Origin of the sequence: Parasphingorhabdus sp. (assembly GCF_048269865.1) — a bacterium.
In the GTDB taxonomy this organism is placed as follows: Bacteria; Pseudomonadota; Alphaproteobacteria; order Sphingomonadales; family Sphingomonadaceae; genus Parasphingorhabdus.
Map to the genome: position 1 here is coordinate 393,072 of NZ_JBLWUA010000002.1, position 17,744 is coordinate 410,815.

Annotated in this window: 17 protein-coding genes and 1 tRNA gene; 5 read left to right on the plus strand and 13 right to left on the minus strand. The window is 58.2% G+C overall.

What is annotated here, in order from left to right; genetic code table 11:
• Positions 1 to 13: 13 nt before the first annotated feature.
• Positions 14 to 346 carry a preprotein translocase subunit YajC gene (gene yajC / locus ACN0WW_RS04125; RefSeq protein ID WP_417609651.1) on the minus strand — a complete coding sequence of 111 codons (333 nt, stop codon included), beginning with the start codon at positions 344 to 346 and terminating at the stop codon, positions 14 to 16.
• Between the two features lie 200 nt (positions 347 to 546).
• Here yajC and ACN0WW_RS04130 point away from each other — a divergent pair.
• Both ACN0WW_RS04130 and ACN0WW_RS04135 read left to right on the plus strand, forming a co-directional pair.
• Positions 547 to 623, plus strand: a tRNA-Pro gene (locus ACN0WW_RS04130).
• A 265-nt stretch (positions 624 to 888) separates the two neighbouring features.
• The gene (locus ACN0WW_RS04135; RefSeq protein ID WP_417609653.1) at positions 889 to 1,452 is read left to right on the plus strand and encodes a hypothetical protein; all 564 of its coding nucleotides are present in this window, start codon (positions 889 to 891) and stop codon (positions 1,450 to 1,452) included.
• Positions 1,453 to 1,516: 64 nt separating this feature from the next.
• Here ACN0WW_RS04135 and ACN0WW_RS04140 read toward each other — a convergent pair whose 3' ends face one another.
• The 8 genes from ACN0WW_RS04140 to ACN0WW_RS04175 all read right to left on the minus strand — a co-directional run bounded on the left by ACN0WW_RS04140 (position 1,517) and on the right by ACN0WW_RS04175 (position 8,170).
• Positions 1,517 to 1,873 carry a hypothetical protein gene (locus ACN0WW_RS04140; protein WP_417609655.1) on the minus strand — a complete coding sequence of 119 codons (357 nt, stop codon included), beginning with the start codon at positions 1,871 to 1,873 and terminating at the stop codon, positions 1,517 to 1,519.
• Between the two features lie 24 nt (positions 1,874 to 1,897).
• Positions 1,898 to 2,395, minus strand: a complete 498-nt coding sequence (locus ACN0WW_RS04145) for a hypothetical protein (protein ID WP_417609657.1) — start codon at positions 2,393 to 2,395, stop codon at positions 1,898 to 1,900.
• Positions 2,392 to 2,850, minus strand: coding sequence for an Arm DNA-binding domain-containing protein (locus tag ACN0WW_RS04150; RefSeq protein WP_417609659.1), 459 nt, complete (start codon positions 2,848 to 2,850; stop codon positions 2,392 to 2,394). Before ACN0WW_RS04150 ends, ACN0WW_RS04145 begins: the two co-directional genes overlap by 4 nt.
• A 487-nt stretch (positions 2,851 to 3,337) precedes the next feature.
• Entirely contained in the window at positions 3,338 to 3,784 is a 447-nt protein-coding gene (locus ACN0WW_RS04155; protein WP_417609661.1) for a hypothetical protein, read from the minus strand.
• Between the two features lie 75 nt (positions 3,785 to 3,859).
• Complete coding sequence (locus tag ACN0WW_RS04160) at positions 3,860 to 5,020, minus strand: M24 family metallopeptidase (RefSeq protein ID WP_417609663.1); 1,161 nt, start codon at positions 5,018 to 5,020, stop codon at positions 3,860 to 3,862.
• Positions 5,021 to 5,070: 50 nt separating this feature from the next.
• Positions 5,071 to 6,231, minus strand: coding sequence for a serine hydrolase domain-containing protein (locus tag ACN0WW_RS04165; protein ID WP_417609665.1), 1,161 nt, complete (start codon positions 6,229 to 6,231; stop codon positions 5,071 to 5,073).
• Positions 6,228 to 7,067 (minus strand): S-formylglutathione hydrolase, encoded by an 840-nt coding sequence (gene fghA, locus ACN0WW_RS04170; protein WP_417609772.1) that lies wholly within the window; start codon positions 7,065 to 7,067, stop codon positions 6,228 to 6,230. Before fghA ends, ACN0WW_RS04165 begins: the two co-directional genes overlap by 4 nt.
• Positions 7,061 to 8,170 (minus strand): S-(hydroxymethyl)glutathione dehydrogenase/class III alcohol dehydrogenase, encoded by a 1,110-nt coding sequence (locus ACN0WW_RS04175; RefSeq protein ID WP_417609667.1) that lies wholly within the window; start codon positions 8,168 to 8,170, stop codon positions 7,061 to 7,063. The genes fghA and ACN0WW_RS04175 overlap by 7 nt, the downstream gene beginning before the upstream one ends.
• Positions 8,171 to 8,375: 205 nt before the next feature.
• Here ACN0WW_RS04175 and purU point away from each other — a divergent pair, with 205 nt between their 5' ends.
• From purU to ACN0WW_RS04190, 3 genes are all read left to right on the plus strand, one after another.
• Positions 8,376 to 9,236 carry a formyltetrahydrofolate deformylase gene (gene purU / locus ACN0WW_RS04180; protein WP_417609669.1) on the plus strand — a complete coding sequence of 287 codons (861 nt, stop codon included), beginning with the start codon at positions 8,376 to 8,378 and terminating at the stop codon, positions 9,234 to 9,236.
• Between the two features lie 67 nt (positions 9,237 to 9,303).
• The gene (locus tag ACN0WW_RS04185) at positions 9,304 to 10,452 is read left to right on the plus strand and encodes an acyl-CoA dehydrogenase family protein (protein WP_417609671.1); all 1,149 of its coding nucleotides are present in this window, start codon (positions 9,304 to 9,306) and stop codon (positions 10,450 to 10,452) included.
• The gene (locus tag ACN0WW_RS04190) at positions 10,452 to 11,279 is read left to right on the plus strand and encodes an FAS1-like dehydratase domain-containing protein (RefSeq protein WP_417609673.1); all 828 of its coding nucleotides are present in this window, start codon (positions 10,452 to 10,454) and stop codon (positions 11,277 to 11,279) included. Before ACN0WW_RS04185 ends, ACN0WW_RS04190 begins: the two co-directional genes overlap by 1 nt.
• An 83-nt stretch (positions 11,280 to 11,362) precedes the next feature.
• On the opposite strand, the gene katG is transcribed toward ACN0WW_RS04190, so the two are convergent.
• The 4 genes from katG to ACN0WW_RS04210 all read right to left on the minus strand — a co-directional run bounded on the left by katG (position 11,363) and on the right by ACN0WW_RS04210 (position 17,703).
• A complete protein-coding gene (gene katG / locus ACN0WW_RS04195; RefSeq protein WP_417609774.1) occupies positions 11,363 to 13,600 on the minus strand; it encodes a catalase/peroxidase HPI in 2,238 nt (745 codons plus the stop codon).
• Positions 13,601 to 15,163: 1,563 nt separating this feature from the next.
• The gene (locus ACN0WW_RS04200) at positions 15,164 to 15,691 is read right to left on the minus strand and encodes a hypothetical protein (RefSeq protein ID WP_417609675.1); all 528 of its coding nucleotides are present in this window, start codon (positions 15,689 to 15,691) and stop codon (positions 15,164 to 15,166) included.
• A gap of 71 nt (positions 15,692 to 15,762) precedes the next feature.
• Positions 15,763 to 16,554, minus strand: coding sequence for an SDR family oxidoreductase (locus tag ACN0WW_RS04205; RefSeq protein WP_417609677.1), 792 nt, complete (start codon positions 16,552 to 16,554; stop codon positions 15,763 to 15,765).
• A gap of 12 nt (positions 16,555 to 16,566) precedes the next feature.
• On the minus strand, positions 16,567 to 17,703 hold the full coding sequence (locus ACN0WW_RS04210) for an acyl-CoA dehydrogenase family protein (RefSeq protein WP_417609679.1): 1,137 nt from the start codon (positions 17,701 to 17,703) through the stop codon (positions 16,567 to 16,569).
• Positions 17,704 to 17,744: the final 41 nt, after the last annotated feature.

Sequence of the window (17,744 nt, forward strand, 5' to 3'; positions counted from 1 at the left end):
TATATCACTGCGTTCAATCGTTCGCAGGTTTGGCTCCGCCGCGTGGTATCACATCCGACAAGGTGGCCTTGACCGCTTTCACGCGAACCCCGTTGGCAATTTCAACCTCGACATATTCGTCGTCGACCTTGACTGCCTTGCCCACCAGGCCACCACCAGTGACAACCTGATCATTCTTCTGAACCGCACCAATTTTCGTCTGATGCTCTTTCATTTTCTTCTGCTGGGGGCGAATCAGCAGGAAATAGAATACGGCAAAAATCAGCACCAGCGGCATGACCGAAATCAGAAATCCCCCGGCACCGCCGGTGCCAGCTGCTGCGGATAATATGGAAATACTTGTCATGAATTCGTCCCGATAATTGCAATTTTGATGTGAGGTGTCCGGGCCTGTGTTTCAAGGCCCCGGACGGCCGACCCCGATGATGCGCGCGCTTATCACGCAGTTTGCCAGCGCGCAATGAAATCCGTATTTCGGAAAGGTGGGAATCAGGGCGCAAACGACTTGCCAAGACCCACCGACCGCCATATATGCCCAGCCTCGGTCGGGACGTAGCGCAGCCTGGTAGCGCATCACACTGGGGGTGTGGGGGTCGGAGGTTCGAATCCTCTCGTCCCGACCAGTGGTTTTACAGAAAAACCAACAAGTTAAACGGGTGGCGAGAGCCACCCGTTTTGCTTTGCAAGGTAGTCCGTAAGCGATGCGTAAGCAGGGCTGCTAGAAACGAGCAGTCAAGAGCAGCGCCCCGTGTTCGGAGGCACCATGCGCAGGCGGCGGCAGGACGCATGAGTTTGGTAATGTTGACCAACTCTATATAAATGAATAGGTTCGAATAGGAGCGCCTGAGTGACGGGAGACGCTAGGCTACTCGAAAAAGGGGGACAAAGTTGGCTGAGAGCGATAAACCAATTCTGGGCTTCATTGAGTGGTGCGGCACTCATCCGTTCGCTACCGGTTTGATGGCTATCGTCGGTATTCTGGGCACAATCTTTTCAATTTATGCATTTCAAGTGGACAGAGAAGAAAATAAACAGTCAACGATGCAAAGTGAGCGAATGGAAGGATCTATCGATAACTTTGCTGACGAGTCAACAGTTCGAGAAACCGAAATACAAGAGTCGCTCGGTCGGATTGAAAAGGCCGCTCCAAAGTCCATCTTGGATAGAATACCGAATATAACGAACGTTGCTTATTCAGATGCAAAAACTCGTTTAATTGAATCTGGGTGGATCCCCGATAAGAAGCCTTGGCGTCTTTACCTGAACGCTAATTCCACAGTACAAGATATATGGGAGCAGGGCCTTGAGGAAGTGGATGACTGCCTTCAAACCGGAAATGGAGCTTGTCGATTTCTTTATTACAACCCAGAAGGCGTAAATTTGGTGGTCGTTGCAATTGATCAAGGCGATGGTCTAGTCGTCCAACGTTACTGGATTGAAGAAGAAGAATAGAGTTAGTTCTTACACAACGGCCACTTTGGTCACCAACCCAGTTATAATAAGCGTCTGCACGGAACTACGCTGCTTGGGAAATTTTTAAGCGGCACACTGCCTTGTTGCCTGAACCGACCGGCTCACTCTCCTCGCAACCGTCGAACGGCCACGGCACTGGCTCGCTGTAACCGAAACCGTCGACGGTGCGGCGCACGCCCGCTTGCGCCGGTGCCGGGGCGCGAGCCTGTTCCTCGATCCAGTCGCCAATGGCTTGTGCCTCAGGGTGCAAGTATTGGAGGCGCGAGGTCTTGAGGTAGTGTCGGGCGGTGACGCCCTGCGGGACGTGATTTGTGAGGAGTTCCAGCTTGAACAGGTCGATGCTGCACTCCGAGAAGCCCGCCGTGACGAACGTGCGGCGGAGGTCGTGCGCCGACACCATGCCGCTCCCGTTACTGGCTAAGCCTTAGATGTCGCGCAGCCGCTCCAGCGGCGCGCGGGCGTCGGTGATGTGACCACACCGGCTGTTCGACGGGAAGACGTGCGGTTCGTCAGTGCCGTCTGGCAGCTTTGCGCGCGGTCTCTCCCGCAGCAGGTCCGCAGCCTGCGACGACAGCGGTAGCCACACCGGGTTGCCATTCTTCGGGTTCGGCAGGTGCCACCAGCACTGCGCGGCGTCGTCCGACAGGTGCACCTGATCCCAGCGGAGCGAGCCGCCCTCGCCTTTCCGTGCGCCGGTGAGCAGGAGGAACCGTACGAGGTCCACGCCCGACCGGGCGTTCGCATCGCGGGCGGCCAGTCGCAGTTCGGTGAACCGGTTCCAGACCTGGCCAACCTTGTCAATCTCCACGTGGCGGCTGCGCGGTTCGAACTTCTTCCACTCGTCCTTCATGGCGTGCACGGGGTTGTGCGGGATTAGCAGCAAGCCGTCCGCCCGCTTGAAGCGCCGGTTGGCGAAGTTCACCTGCGTGCGGAGGGTGACGAGCGAAATCTGCGCCTGCCCCGGAGCGGGGCGAACACCTTGTCGACGTGGCGGTCCATCTCGGCCTTCGTGCTGTCGCGCATCTTGCCCTCGCGCGCTATGTAGAGGTCAGCGACCTGCCGCAACGTCACCTTCTCCGCCTCGCTCTGCCGCCACTGCTCGCGCGGGTCTTCGCCCTCCTCAAGCTGGTGACGGATCTCCTCCGCACGGCGGCGGGCGTCGTCCACCGTCCAAGCGCCGTAGGTACCGATAGTCGTGCGCACCTCCTTGCCCGAGCCGCGGATTCGCCCCTGCGACACGAACTTGGCTAGGCCAGTCGGCGTGACCCGCAGGCCGAACCCCCTGCTCTCTGTGTCCCAGTACAGCGCGTCGTTCTTCGTCAGACCGGGCTTGGCAACCCGGTCGATGCTGGTCTTCGTCAACTTCATCTTTGGCATGTCGTAAGCTCCTCGTAAGCGTCAGCGGTAAAGCTGTGCTAATTTGCCTACGGCGTGCTTTTCGGGCCAAGCAACTGATTTCCTTGAATTATCAAGCTACTTAAAGCTGCGCGAAGTTGCGTAAATCCGGGGTGCCCGACACTGGGGGTGTGGGGGTCGGAGGTTCGAATCCTCTCGTCCCGACCAGTTTTCCGGAGCCAAGGCGCTTCCGGCAGGCAAGCGACCGAGAACTAGACAAACAAGACTTGTTTTGTTTTCTGTGACCTTTGCTCCAAAGCCTCAGGTTTCCGGCATTTGTAGGAGGCAAAACGGCTCTCGAGTGTGACCTTCCAGATTGCGCCATCAACCGTTCCAGCAGCCAATATGTCAGCGTCTGGCGGGTTCGTCGTCATATCCAAATTGTCAAAGAGCCTGTCCCATCCTGTCGCGGGAGCGATGCGAATAATAAACGCGTGATAGCGGTGTAGGACAGATTTTTTCGCGCGACCTAGGGTGCCATTCGTTTTTCATAGGCCAGCACGTCAGCACGCAGGCGGAGCGCATCATGATAGGCATTGTGCGGAACCGCACTGCCCGTACCCGAGCTGACGAGAGACGGATCCACCAGATCAAACCGAATATTGCGCACCGGCTTCATAAGCCCCGGACCAATAACCAGCAACCGCGCCGCGTGGGCGATATCTTCCGGCCAGTCTGCAACCAGAACCGGTTCGGGATCGTCGATCAGATAGGCAGCGAACTGGTCGCCAAGACGGCTTTGCGTCACTTGCTCCACGTCCAGCCTGGGGATGATATGCTCTGCAACCCATGAGGTGGGGTTCTTGCATTCGACGGCCGAGTAGAACGGGACCGCGCTTTCATCTTCGGGAACCAGGGCAATCGAAATCAGCTCACCGCCAAAGCCATTAAATTCGGTATCAAGAAAAAAACGCATCGTTCAATGCCCCGCAACTTCTCTACCGTCACCTGCATATCTGATTCCAAGAATGCCGATCACTCCTGTCGCACCTTAACCAAACGGCCGATACAGATCCTGCTGCGGCTCGGTAAACCAGTTTGGCCCCGCGGCGGTCATATAGAAATGATCCTCCAGCCGGATGCCATATTGCCCCGGCACGACGATCATCGGTTCGTTGGAGAAGCACATGCCCGCTGCCAGCGGCGTCTGGTCGCCCTTCACCAGATAAGGGCCTTCGTGAATATCGAGACCGATGCCGTGGCCGGTGCGATGGGGGAGTCCCGGCAGGTCATAGTCGGGGCCGAGGCCGTGACCGACCAGAACGTCGCGGGCGGCCTTGTCCACATCTTCGCAGGGCGTGCCGATCGCGGCGGCGTCAAATGCGGCCTGCTGCGCTTCCTTTTCGACCTGCCACCATTTCTCGATCCCGCTGTCGAGTTTGGACAGGGCATAGGTGCGGGTGATGTCGGAATTATAGCCGTCGATAGTGCAGCCGGTGTCGATCAGGATCAGTTCACCCTCTTGCAGCGCCGGATCGCCCGGCACGCCGTGCGGATGCGAGGTCGCCTCGCCAAACTGGACGGCGCAAAAGCTGTTGCCGCCATCAGCACCGCCAGCGCGGTGCAAGCGGTCTATTTCGGCGATCACCTTGCTGGCTTTCATGCCTGGCTGGATCCATTCGAAAATGGTCTGATGGACAGAAAGGGTGAGTTGCATGGCGGCGATAATCAGATCGATTTCCTGCGCGGATTTGGTCGCGCGCAGCGGCGCGATTAAGGCAGCAGCGGATTCGCAGTGGATCGGCAGATCCAGCTGCCCCAGCGCATCGCCAATCCTGGCGGCATGGCCATAGGAACATTCGGGGTCGAGGGCACAGCGCTGACAGTCCTGGCCCGCGAGCAACGAGGCGATCAGGTCAAACGGGCTTTCATGCTCTTCCCAGAATGCCATGTCCGGGATCATCGGGAATTTGGCACGGATCGCGGATTCCTCGAACTTCGGGCAGATGAAGATGATGCGCTCGACGGTCAGCAACACCCCGACGAAGCGTTCGCTTTCGTAAAAGGCCTCGCCAAAGAAATAGCGCATATTGCTGCCCGGCGTGAGCAGGACGGCATCGACTCCGCTTGCCGGCATCGCCTGACGTAGACGGTCCAGCCGCTGTTGCCGTTCGGCATCGCCGATTGAGGGTGGTCGCGATCGGCTTGTCATGATTGAGTCTCAAGAATTTGATTGGCAGCGACTGCGTTCCCGGTCACGACCTAGTTGCTCGCCCGATAAGCCTGCGCTTCCACCGCAGCCAGCACGTTCAGAGCCGCCTCGTCGGCAAAGGGAAGAAATTGCATCAGCACCAGTCCGGCGATATCGCTGGCAGGATCGATCCAGAAATAGCAATTGGGTAGACCGGCCCAGGCCAGACTGCCCGCCGCGCGCCCGGCCGGACCCGGTTCCGGGTTTATAAGAAAGCCGAGCCCCCATCCGCAGTGCATGTCAGGGAACAGATCGTGATTGCGGGCAAGCAGCGGTACCACGCTTTCCATCTGCCCTGCTCTCATTTCACCGATCTGGTTCTGCGCCATGTTTGCAATGCTGTCGGGACTGACGATCTGCTGCCCGTCGAGCGCGCCGCGGTTCAGGATCATCCGCAGGAACCGCATATAATCCGCCGCCGTGGAATAGAGACCGCCGCCACCGGACTGAAATTCCGCCGCATCACCGCCGCCAATTTCGAGCGGGAACGGCACCATGCCATCCTCCTGGCGCGAGAGCATCGGCACCCGGCGGTCAACCTTGTCCGGCGCGACGGCAAAGCCGGTATCGTGCATCGCCAGCGGCCCGAATATATGCTCCGCCATATAGGCGCCCAGCGTCTGGCCAGTGACGGATTCAATCGCGCGACCGACCCAGTCGGAACTGACGCCGTACAGCCAGCCCGTTCCCGGCTCGAACATCAATGGCGCGGTGATGCTGGCGACGCTGGCCGGCGGCACCTTGCCTTGAGCCTTTGCCATATTGGCGCTGGTGAAGGAATAGCCGAGCCCGGACGTGTGCGTGAGAAGATGACGAAGCGTGATCGGCGTTTTGGCGGGTTGCAGCATTGGCTTGCCATCCGGATCAAAACCGGTGAGCAGATCAGGGGCAGCCAGTTCGGGCAGTACCGGCCCAATCGGATCGTCAAGCGACAACTGGCCGCGCTCAACCAGCTGCATGGCTGCGAGCGAGGTCACCGCTTTGGTCATCGAGGCAATCTGGAAAATGGCGTCGAGCGCCATCGGCTTGCCGGTCGCAGGGTCAGCGAGACCGGCTACTGCAGAAGCCAGCACCGTCTCACTATTGCCGACCATCGCGACTGCGCCGCACACTGGCTGTTGGGCTAACGTCTGATCGAGGGTTTTCTGTAGGTCCAAAACCGGCATGGTCATGATCCCAGCCGCTCGGCGTGCCAGCGCAAATGATCGGCCATGAAGGTCGAGATGAAATAATAGCTGTGGTCATAGCCTTCGCGCATATGCAGCGTGAGCGGGATCGCGGCTTTCTCGCAAGCCTCGGTCAACAGGTGGGGCTTGAGCTGTTCCTCAAGGAAGTTATCGCCGGTTCCCTGATCAACCAAAATATCGTCGACGCGCGCCCCGTCCTCAATCAGCGCGCAAGCGTCATATTGCCGCCATGCTGCATGGTCGCTCCCGAGATAGCCGCCCAGCGCCTTTTCGCCCCAGGGACAACGCAAGGGCGCGACGATCGGCGAAAAGGCAGACACGCTCTTGAACCGGTCGGCGTTGCGCAGCGCGATGGTCAGCGCGCCATGGCCGCCCATGCTGTGGCCGAATATGCCCTGCCGGTCCATGTCGACCGGAAATTCTTTGGCGATCAGTTCGGGCAATTCCTGCTCAATATAGCTGCGCATCCGGAAATGCTGCGCCCATGGCTCTTCGGTGGCATCGACGTAGAAGCCGGCGCCCTGCCCCATGTCATAGGCTTCATCATCGGCAACATCCTCGCCGCGCGGCGACGTGTCAGGCGCGACAATGATCAGGCCGAGTTCGCTGGCGGCCCGGCGATACTCGCCTTTCTCCATGACATTGGCATGGGTGCAGGTCAGGCCGGAGAGATACCAGAGCACCGGCAATTTCGCGCCTTCTTCATGGTCCGGCACATAGACCGCAAAGGTCATTTCGGTGCCGGTTGCGCTCGACGCATGCGAATAGACGCCCTGCGTTCCGCCGTAGCTTTTATTGGTGGAGACGGTCTCCATCAGAATATCACGACGCTGCGGATGCTTTCGCCGGCGTGCATCAGGTCAAAGCCCTTGTTGATTTCTTCCAGCGTCAGCGTGTGGGTGATCATCGGGTCGATCTCGATCTTGCCATTGACGTACCAGTCGACGATCTTCGGCACATCGGTCCGGCCCCGCGCCCCGCCGAAAGCGGTGCCCTTCCAGACCCGTCCGGTGACCAGCTGGAACGGTCGGGTGGCGATTTCCTTACCGGCTTCGGCGACGCCGATGATGATGCTTTCGCCCCAGCCGCGGTGGCAGGCTTCGAGCGCCTGGCGCATCACGTTGGTGTTACCGGTGCAGTCGAACGTATAGTCCGCGCCGCCGTCGGTCAGCTTGACCAGATGCTCGACGATATCGCCGTCGATCTTGTTGGGATTAACGAAATGGGTCATGCCGAAATTCTTGCCCCATTCCTCGCGGTCGTCGTTGATGTCGACGCCGATGATCTTGTCCGCGCCAACCATCCGCGCCCCTTGCAGCACGTTGAGGCCGATACCGCCGAGGCCGAAGACGATGACGTTGGAGCCCGGCTCCACTTTCGCCGTGTTGACCACAGCGCCGACACCGGTGGTGACGCCGCATCCGATATAGCAGCTGGTGTTGAACGGCGCGTCGGTGCGGATTTTGGCTACCGCGATTTCCGGCAGGACGATGAAGTTGGAGAAAGTCGAGCAGCCCATATAGTGATAGATCGGCTCTCCCTTGTAGGACATGCGGCTGGTGCCGTCGGGCATCAGACCCTGGCCCTGGGTCGAGCGGATCGCGGTGCACAGGTTGGTCTTGCCGGACAGGCAGCTTTTGCACTGACGGCATTCGGGCGTGTAGAGCGGGATCACATGATCGTCAGGCGCGACCGAGGTCACGCCGGCGCCGACTTCGCGCACGATACCCGCGCCCTCATGGCCGAGCACACTGGGAAATTTGCCTTCACTGTCGAGACCATCGAGCGTGTAAGCGTCAGTATGACAAATGCCGGTAGCCATGATTTCGACGAGAACCTCGCCCTCCTTGGGGCCTTCCAGATCCAGTTCAACAATCTCCAGCGGCTTTTTGGCTTCAAACGCTACGGCGGCACGGGTCTTCATATTTCTGATGTCCTTTGTCTGATCGGATGGTCCTGTTGACCGGCTATAGTCAGAGGCATCGCCAATATAAAGTGCAGAGATCGAACTGAAGGAACGCGCGTCTTGCAACTGTACCAAATCCGATAGGCTTCGCCAAAAAACTGTGGCCAGATCAACCTGTTGATCGCATGTAGAGTGAATTATCCGCTTGTTGAAAGATTAGAATATGCCAACCAACCGCCAGATCTTAACTTTGTCCTGCCCGGACCAGCCCGGACTCGTCGCTACGGTGGCGAAAATATTGGCGGATAACAGCGGCAATATCGTTGACTCACAGCAGTTCAACGACGCTGAAACCGACTATTTTTTCATGCGCGTGGTGTTTGAACTGGCTGAAGGAGCGAAAAGCGCATCGGTTCGCGACGCGCTGGGCTCCTTTGCCGAAGAAAAGCAGATGCAATGGCAATTGCGGCGGAGCGACGCACGGCCCAAGGTCATCATCATGGTTTCCAAGTTCGACCATTGCCTCAGCGACCTGCTATATCGTCAACGGATCGGTGAACTGCCAATGGATGTGGTCGGGATCATCTGCAACCATCCGCGATCCGCCCTCGAAACCACCTTTATCGGCGATATTCCGTTCCACCATCTGCCGATTACAAAGGACAGCAAGCTTCAGCAGGAAGCGCAGGTGAAAGAACTGGTCAGCGACAGCGGCGCGGATCTGGTGGTGCTGGCGCGCTATATGCAGATCCTGTCCGATGACCTCGCCGGTTTTCTGTCCGGGCGCTGTATCAATATCCATCACAGCTTTCTGCCCGGCTTCAAGGGAGCCAAACCTTATCATCAGGCGCACGCACGCGGGGTCAAAATGATCGGTGCAACAGCACATTATGTGACCGCCGATCTGGACGAGGGTCCAATCATCCATCAAGACGTCGAGGCGATCAGCCATGCCGACACGCCGGAGGCGCTGGTCAGCAAAGGACGCGACATCGAGCGCCGGGTGCTGGCGCAAGCGGTGCGTTATCATCTGGCGGACCGGGTTTTTCTGAATGGCCACAAAACGATAGTTTTCAAGGATTGAACATTCAAAATAGGACAGCCGCTAGAGCGGCGATGGCCGCACTTGGCCCAAAAAAGGACTGGAATGCATGCAGGATTACAGCGAGATACGCGAAGAAGTTTCAAAACTTTGCCAAAAATTCCCGGGCGAATATTGGCGCGAGAAGGACAAGGCGCGCGAATATCCGTCAGAGTTTGTCGCTGCTCTCGGCGAAGCCGGCTATCTGGCAGCGCTGATTCCGGAAGAATTTGGCGGCGCCGGATTGCCGATTTCCGCTGCAGCAGCGATCCTCGAGGAAATTCAGGCGCAGGGCTGCAATGGCGGCGCGGTGCACGCGCAAATGTATATCATGGGGACGATGCTGCGCCACGGGTCGGACGAGCAGAAAAACCAGTATCTGCCGAAAATCGCAACCGGCGAATTGCGGCTGCAAGCGTTCGGCGTGACAGAGCCGACCAGCGGCACCGATACGCTGGCGCTCAAGACGGTCGCAAAGCGCGAGGGCGATGAGTATGTCATCAACGGTCAGAAATTATGGACCAGCCGCGCCGAGCATAGCGATCTGATGCTGCTGCTCGCCCGCACGACGCCGCGCGACCAGGCGGCCAAGCGGACCGATGGCCTTTCGGTCTTTCTGGTCGACATGAACGCGGCGCTCGGCAACGGGCTGACGATCCGGCCAATCGAGACGATGATGAACCACAGCACCACGGAGCTGTTCTTCGACAATATGCGGGTGCCGGCGGCCAATCTGATCGGCGAGGAAGGCAATGGCTTTCGCTATATCCTGTCGGGCATGAACGCCGAGCGGCTGCTGATCGCGGCGGAATGTATCGGCGATGCCAAATGGTTTATCGAAAAGGCGACGGCCTACGCCAAGGAACGGGTGCTGTTCGGCCGCCCGATCGGCCAGAACCAGGGCGTCCAATTTCCGATCGCCCGCGCCTACGCGCAGATGCGCGCTGCCGAGCTGCTGGTCCACGAAGGGCTGCGCAAATATGAAGCGGGCGAGAATTGCGGCGAAGAAGCCAATATGGCCAAGATGCTGGCCGCCGATGCCAGCTGGGCAGCGGGCGAGGCGTGCGTACAGACCCATGGCGGCTTCGGCTTTGCCGCCGAATATGATGTCGAGCGCAAGTTTCGCGAGACAAGGCTCTATCAGGTCGCCCCGATCAGCACCAATATGATCCTGTCCTATGTCGCCGAACATGTATTGGGTCTGCCAAGGAGCTATTGATGAGCGAATGGGCAGACTGGATCGGCAAGAGCGAGACGCGGCAGGACATGATAACGCCGGGACTGCTGCAACGTTTTTGCGCGACCCTGGACAGGCCAGTTACGGAGGAAATTCCACAGGGTCTGCACTGGTGCCTCTGTCTGCCCGACACACCCACGGCCGAGCTGGCGGAAGATGGTCATCCCAGAAAGGGCAGCTTTCTGCCGCCGGTCGCCCTGCCCCGCCGGATGTGGGCGTCGAGCAGCGTCGCCTTTGAACAGCCGCTGCAATTGGGTGATGCAGTATCGCGCACCTCCACTATCGCCTCGATCGAGGAAAAGTCAGGCAAATCCGGCGATCTGGTATTTGTCGCCATCGACCATGAAACACGCGTCGATGATCGGGTGGCGATCAGGGAACGGCAGAATATCGTCTATCGGGAACCTGCGAAGACCGCGGCACCGGCCAGCTTGGCCAGCAACGAAACTCCAGACCTCGATGAATGGGACTGGCAGCAAAAAATCATTCCGTCGGAACCATTGCTCTTCCGTTACTCGGCACTGACCTTCAACAGCCACCGCATCCACTATGACCAGCCCTATGCGGTACAGGAAGAAGGCTATCCCGGACTCGTCGTGCAAGGTCCGCTGATGGCGACATTATTGCTGAACCTGGCCGCGAGCGAAATGGGCGCAAACAGGCTCTACAGCTTTTCCTTCCGGGGCCAGGCGCCCGCTTTTGCAAACGCCGTGTTATATCTGGTTGGGAAGCGTAGCGCGGAAAGCATCACTCTGGCTGTGCTCGGCAGTGACGGAAACGCGATCATGGCCGCTGAGGCAGCAATCTAAAGCCCTCCATCGGCACAGCGAATGAAAAAGCCCGGCGGCTGCGGTTCACGCGGCTACCGGGCTTTCCGATATTCAGACTGGTCCTAGAAGCGGTCGGCGTTCATCACCTTGGTCCAGGCCGCGGCAAAATCGTCTGCAAATTTCTGGCCCGCATCATCAGAAGCGTAGACTTCGGCCACCGCGCGCAATTCCGAATTTGATCCGAAGATCAGGTCGACAGGGGTCGCGGTCCAGACCAGCTCGCCCGTCTTGCGATCACTGCCCTCGTACAAGCCGGGTTTGGAGTCCGACTTCTTCCATTGTGTCTTCATATCGAGCAGATTGACGAAAAAGTCGTTGCTGAGCTGCCCAGGCCTAGCCGTGAACACGCCAATCGAAGAACCACCAGCATTGGCATTCAGAGCACGCAACCCCCCAACCAGCACCGTCATTTCCGGCACCGTCAGATTGAGCGCGTCAGCCTTGTCCACGAGTGCCGGCGCTGGCGCCAGATCGGCACCGGAGAGATAATAGTTGCGGAAGCCGTCAGCCTTGGGTTCCAGATAGGCAAAGGACGCCGCATCAGTCTGCTCCTGCGTGGCATCAACCCGTCCGGGCGTGAACGGCAGGCTGACCTTGTACCCAGCCTTGCTGGCGGCCTGTTCGACTGCGGCATTGCCACCGAGGACGATCATATCGGCGAGCGAAACCTGCTTGCCGCCGGTGGCGCTCTTGTTGAAGTCCTGCTGGATCGCTTCCAGCTTGCCAAGCACTTTGGTCAACTCCGCCTTGTCGTTGACCGCCCAGTCGCGCTGGGGTTCCAGCCGCAACCGCGCACCATTGGCGCCACCCCGCATATCGCTGCCCCGGAAAGTCGAAGCCGAAGCCCAGGCCGTTCGCACCAGTTCGGGTGTCGTCAGGCCGGAAGCCAGAATTTTCGACTTGAGCTGCGCCACGTCCGCGTCGCCAATCATCGCATAGTCTACTGCAGGCAAAGGGTCCTGCCAGATGAAGCTCTGGCTTGGTACGTCAGCACCGAGATAGCGGGCCGACGGGCCGAGATCGCGGTGGGTCAGCTTGAACCAGGCGCGGGCGAAAGCCGCCGCGAATTCATCGGGATTTTTATGCCAGCGCTCGGCAATCTTGCGGAATCCCGGATCTTCCTTGATCGCGATATCGGTGGTGAACATGATCGGCGCGTGGGTCTTGCCCGGGATATGCGCGTCCGGCACCATATTAGCGGCATTCGGATCGCTCGGAATCCACTGGGTGGCACCGGCCGGGCTCTTGGTCTTGACCCATTCGAAACCGAACAGATTGTCGAGATACTGGTTGGTGAAAGCGATCGGATTGGCCGACCACGCGCCTTCGAGACCGCTGGTGATCGTATCCTCGGCATTGCCCTTGCCACATTTATTCTCCCACCCCAGGCCCTGACTTTCAAGGCCGGCAGCCGATGGCTCGGCACCCATACATTCCTCCGGCTTGTGCGCACCGTGCGCCTTGCCGAACGTGTGACCACCAGCGATCAGCGCCAGAGTTTCCTCGTCGTTCATGGCCATATTGCCGAACGCCCGGCGAATATCGGCAGCAGCCGAGATCGGATCATGGTTGCCGTTCGGGCCTTCCGGATTGACATAGATCAGGCCCATTTGCGTGGCTGCGAGAGGTCCGGTGAGGTCGCCTTTACCATCGCGCCGCTTGTCAGCCAGCATCTTTGCCTCCGGGCCCCAGAACACCAGATCCGGTTGAAAGGCATCGACGCGGCCACCGGCGAATCCCAAGGTCTTGAAACCCATGTCTTCCAGCGAAACATTGCCGGCCAGCACCATCAGATCACCCCAGGACAGCTTCCGACCATATTTCTGCTTGATCGGCCATACCAGCCGGCGGGCCTTGTCGAGGCTGACATTGTCAGGCCAGCTATTGAGCGGCTCGAAACGCTGTTCACCGCCATCAGAACCGCCGCGTCCGTCACCAACGCGGTAGGTACCGGCGCTGTGCCAGGCCATGCGGATGAAGAACGGTCCATAATGACCGTAATCCGCTGGCCACCAGGCCTGCGACGTCGTCAGCACCTTGCGGATATCTTCCTTGACGGCGTCGAGGTCGAGCGTCGCAAATTCTGCGGCATAATCATAGTCGGGTCCATAGGGATTGGACTGTGCCTCATGCTGACGAAGCGCGGCCAGATCGAGGCTCTGCGGCCACCAGTCCTTGTTGGACATTGCGCCTGGCGGATCTTGAGCGACGGTTTTTTGGGCCTGTACCGGACCAGCCGCGACCACAGGCGTCATCGACGCTGCGAGCAAAGCTAAAAGCGAAATTTGGGATTTAAACATCATTCTCTCCATCAATACTATGGCGGTATTGATAGACGCGACCAACTAATTCAGGAAACCAGTTAACTTGCTGAGTGTAATCGAACATCTCGATCAACATGATCCAAGAAGACATCCAATCCAGTCAGGAATTCGAAATCGCGGAAGAGGAGCAACGCAAAAAGGAGCCCTGTGAGGACTTGGAGCGAGCACCAAAAAGAAGCCCGACGGCCGGGTCGCAAAAACCGCCGGACTTCTCCTGTTCACCCACAAGGGCTTGGTGCGGCACCGAGTCTGTATCAATGAAATGCATCGTTTGATCGATACCGCAGGGCCTGCTTAGCGGTATTTTTCTTGGATGGTTGTGACAGCCATCACTGGTCAACACAAAATCCGGATTGTTGGAACTGTACCTGGCAGGCCAATTGCCGGACTTTTGCCGGTTCTACAAACGAAAAACGGGAGCTTACCCGAAGATAAGCTCCCGCTGCGCCTCTGTTGGGGCTGCTGTCCTCTTGCGAGTGCAGCTTCCGCTTGTTCGGCGTCCGGTTTCCGGGCCAATTGCGTTAATGGTCGGTGGTTGTCCACGTGTCCGCTTGCGCTTCTACGCTTCGGTTCCCGACCCGCACTTGGTCCAGTCACCTGATGGTCTTCCTCCGTCTGATCCGGTCTGGCTTGCGCCGTTCCTTTTCGGTCGTTCTCCGATCATCGATCCAGAGATCAATTTCCTTTTCTTGCGAAAAACAAACTGGTCGTCCTGATCATCTTCCGGTTCCGGGGCTGTCCTGCGGGTCATTGCTGACTGGTCGCTGGTTCGTCCCTTTCCCTTCCGATGACTTATATATGACTCTCGATACCGAGTCGCTCCTAGGGGAAAAGCGTGAGTTATCCACAGGGACGCCACTTAGCGGTGGAAAACCGCTGCTGATATGGTGGATAAATCAATGATTGCGTATTTGAGCAAAATTGCGCGGATTGTGTCCGCTGGTCCGGTCGACCTGCAATGGGAGGGGATGGAGGAAGACCGGACCTTTGGACCAATCCCGGCGCCGCTTCAGGGAGGAGGAGGAGACGGCGGCCGGGACTGTAACGTTTTGCTTTAGACCTGAACCGTGGACAGCAGAATTACGCTGCTAACGGACAGGGCTGCGACAATATTGAAAAGCGTTCTCATGGATTTTTTCCTTATTCCAACGCCTGTCAAACATCTCTTTTCCTGCGTAACTTACAGGGCGCAAATGGTCGCAAGTTATTCGGGTTTCAATTGAAAACGGAGCCATTGCAGTTGCGTTTTTTGCAACTGAGAAGTGTAATACACGGTTGCTCCAAAACAGAATTGGCTGCCCTCCGCACGCAGGGCTTGGACCGATCGTCCGCTCCTTCAGCCTCAAGGGCTGTCGCCTCCCCGATAACGGCGGCGATTGTTGGTGGGCCAGTTCGGGAAGGGAGTGGTGGCCGGGTGCCAAGGGATTGGCCCCAACGCCCGTCATCCTGAACTTGTTTCAGGACCTCCGTCGGCACTGGTCAATCTCACGGGATCCTGAAACAAGTTCAGGATGACGATATCGGGCGCGGGACTGCCGCTTATTTGCTTTCGGAGAATTCCAGCACGCCTTTGGATTGCGCGGCAGAGATTTCGGTCACAGCCAGGGCGAAAGGATCGCCTTCATCGGTTTTGCCAGACAGACTGCTACCGTCGCGGACCACGTCAAAACCCTTGCCTGTCAGTTGGTCGGCATACCAGTCGGCCAGCTTGTCTGCGTCGACCGGGGATTTGAAACTGATTTGCACCTTGCCACCCTGGCCCTTGGCATCTTCAATATCAAAGCTGGTGATCTGGCTGCCGGGATATAGATCGACATTGTTCATGTCGAAATCATCGCTGTCGAGCGTGATCGAAGGCAGATCGATATCCATCGAGAAGCCGTCGGCCTTGATCGAGAATTTGCTGTCGTCATCCCCGCCGATTTTGATCTTTTCCGCGCCGGGCTTGCTGTCATCACTGAAATCGATCGACACACCGCTGCCGTCACCGGAATCGTCCTCCGCCTTTGAGCATGCAGAAAGCGCCAGCGGCAGAGCGGCAAATAAAATCAGATATTTGGGGGTCATGAGCATATCTCCAAGCTGTATTGCCTTATTAATACAGCTTGGAGTAGAAACCGTCAAGCGGCAAAGCCGGATCAAGGGTCTATCGTTGCACCGGGATTGGCCGCATTGACGATGCCACCATCGACCGGGATCGTCGTGCCCACGACATAATCGCCAGCCGCACTGGCAAGAAATATTGCAGCAGACGCCATATCTTCGGGGCGGCCAATGCGTTTGGCCGGGATTCCCTTTTCTACCGCATTCTCGTGATCACGGGCGGCCTTGTTCATCGACGAAGCAAAGGCACCCGGCGCGATGCCGGTCATGATGATATCTTCCTGCACGAGCTTGGACGCCATTTTACGGGTCAGATGGATCACCGCTGCTTTCGATGCCTGATAGCTGTAGGTCTCCCAGGGATTGACCTTCATGCCGTCGATCGATGCGATGTTGATGACCTTGGCAGGCCGTTCAAAGCTGGCTGCCGCTTTCAATTGCGGATGCAAGGCCTGAGTCAGGAAGAACAGGCCTTTGACATTGGTGTCCATGACCTTGTCCCAGCCGGATTCCGGGAACGAAAGATATTCCTCGCCCCAGGCGACGCCGGCGTTGTTCACCAGAATATCGAGCTTGTCTTCCCGCGACGCAATTTCTGCGGCCAAGGCCTTGCACCCTTCATAGGTCGAGATATCGCCCTGAATATAAATGCATTTGTCGCCGAATTCGGCGGCGGCGGCTTCGCCCTGATCCGCCTTGCGACCGGAGATATAGACTTTCGCGCCTTGGTCCAGAAAGCCTTCGGTGATCATCGCGCCGATACCGCGCTGACCGCCGGTGACAAGGGCAACGCGGCCCTCGAGCGAGAAAAGCTTGTTAAAATCCATCAGTCTGTTCCTTTAATAGCCGTGCATTTCGGCGACGAGATTGGTGTGATAATTCACATCGCCCATGAATTCCTGCAGCGCGCGGTCGCGCTTCATATAGAGGCCGATATCATATTCGTCGGTCATGCCGACGCCGCCGTGCATCTGGACGCCTTCCTTGACCGAAAGCGAGGTCGCCTTGCCCGCCTTGGCTTTGGCGACCGATACCATCAATTCAGCCTTTGAGGAGCCCTCGTCCAGCATCTGCTGCGCTTTCAGAACCGTTGCGCGGGCAATTTCCATCTCGCTGTAGAGATGCGACATGCGGTGCTGCAGCGCCTGAAACGTCGCAATGATCTTGTCGAATTGCTTGCGGCCCTTGATATAATCGACGGTGATATCCATCGACCCGGCGCCGACCCCCAATATTTCAGCGGCAGAACCGGCCCGACCGGCGTTGAGAAGGCGCTTCAACACGGCATCCCCTTCATCGACTTCGCCGATCACGGCATCGGCGTCGACAAGGACGCCATCAAACTCGACATGCGCGGCCATGGCGCTGTCGACCAGGCGCACGCTGTCCCGGCTCAGGCCGGCAGCATCGGTATCCACCGCAAACAGGGTCAGCCCCTTTTCGTCACCGGCGCTGCCGCTGGTACGGGCTGCAACGATCAGGGTGTCCGCCGAGCCGCCCTGCACGACAAATTGCTTCTTGCCATCCAGCTTGAAACCATTGCCTTCTCGGGTCGCCGCCATGCTGATCTGATCGGGCCGATGCTTTGCGCCTTCGTCGATCGCTAGCGCCAGAACGCGGTCACCGGCCAGAATGCCTGGGAAATATTTGTCGCGCAGCGCCTTGCCGCCCGCATTCAGCGCCTCGACCCCAGCGACTGCGGTGGTCAGGAATGGCGATGGCGTCAGGTTCCTGCCGATCTGCTCCAGCACCACTCCGGCTTCAATATGGCCAAGGCCAAGCCCGCCTTCGTCTTCCGCGATCATGATCCCGGTAAAACCCATCTCGGCAAATTTCTTCCACAGGTCGTGAGAAAAGCCGTCCTTGCAGTTCATATCGCGGAATTTGCGGAAATGGGCGACGTCGCCCTCGCCTTTCATGAAGTCGGCGGCGCTGTCCTGCAGCATCTGTTGGTCATCATTTAGATAAAGCGGCATCGCTTCTCATCCTCTCAAAATGTAATGTTTTGGCTTATCTG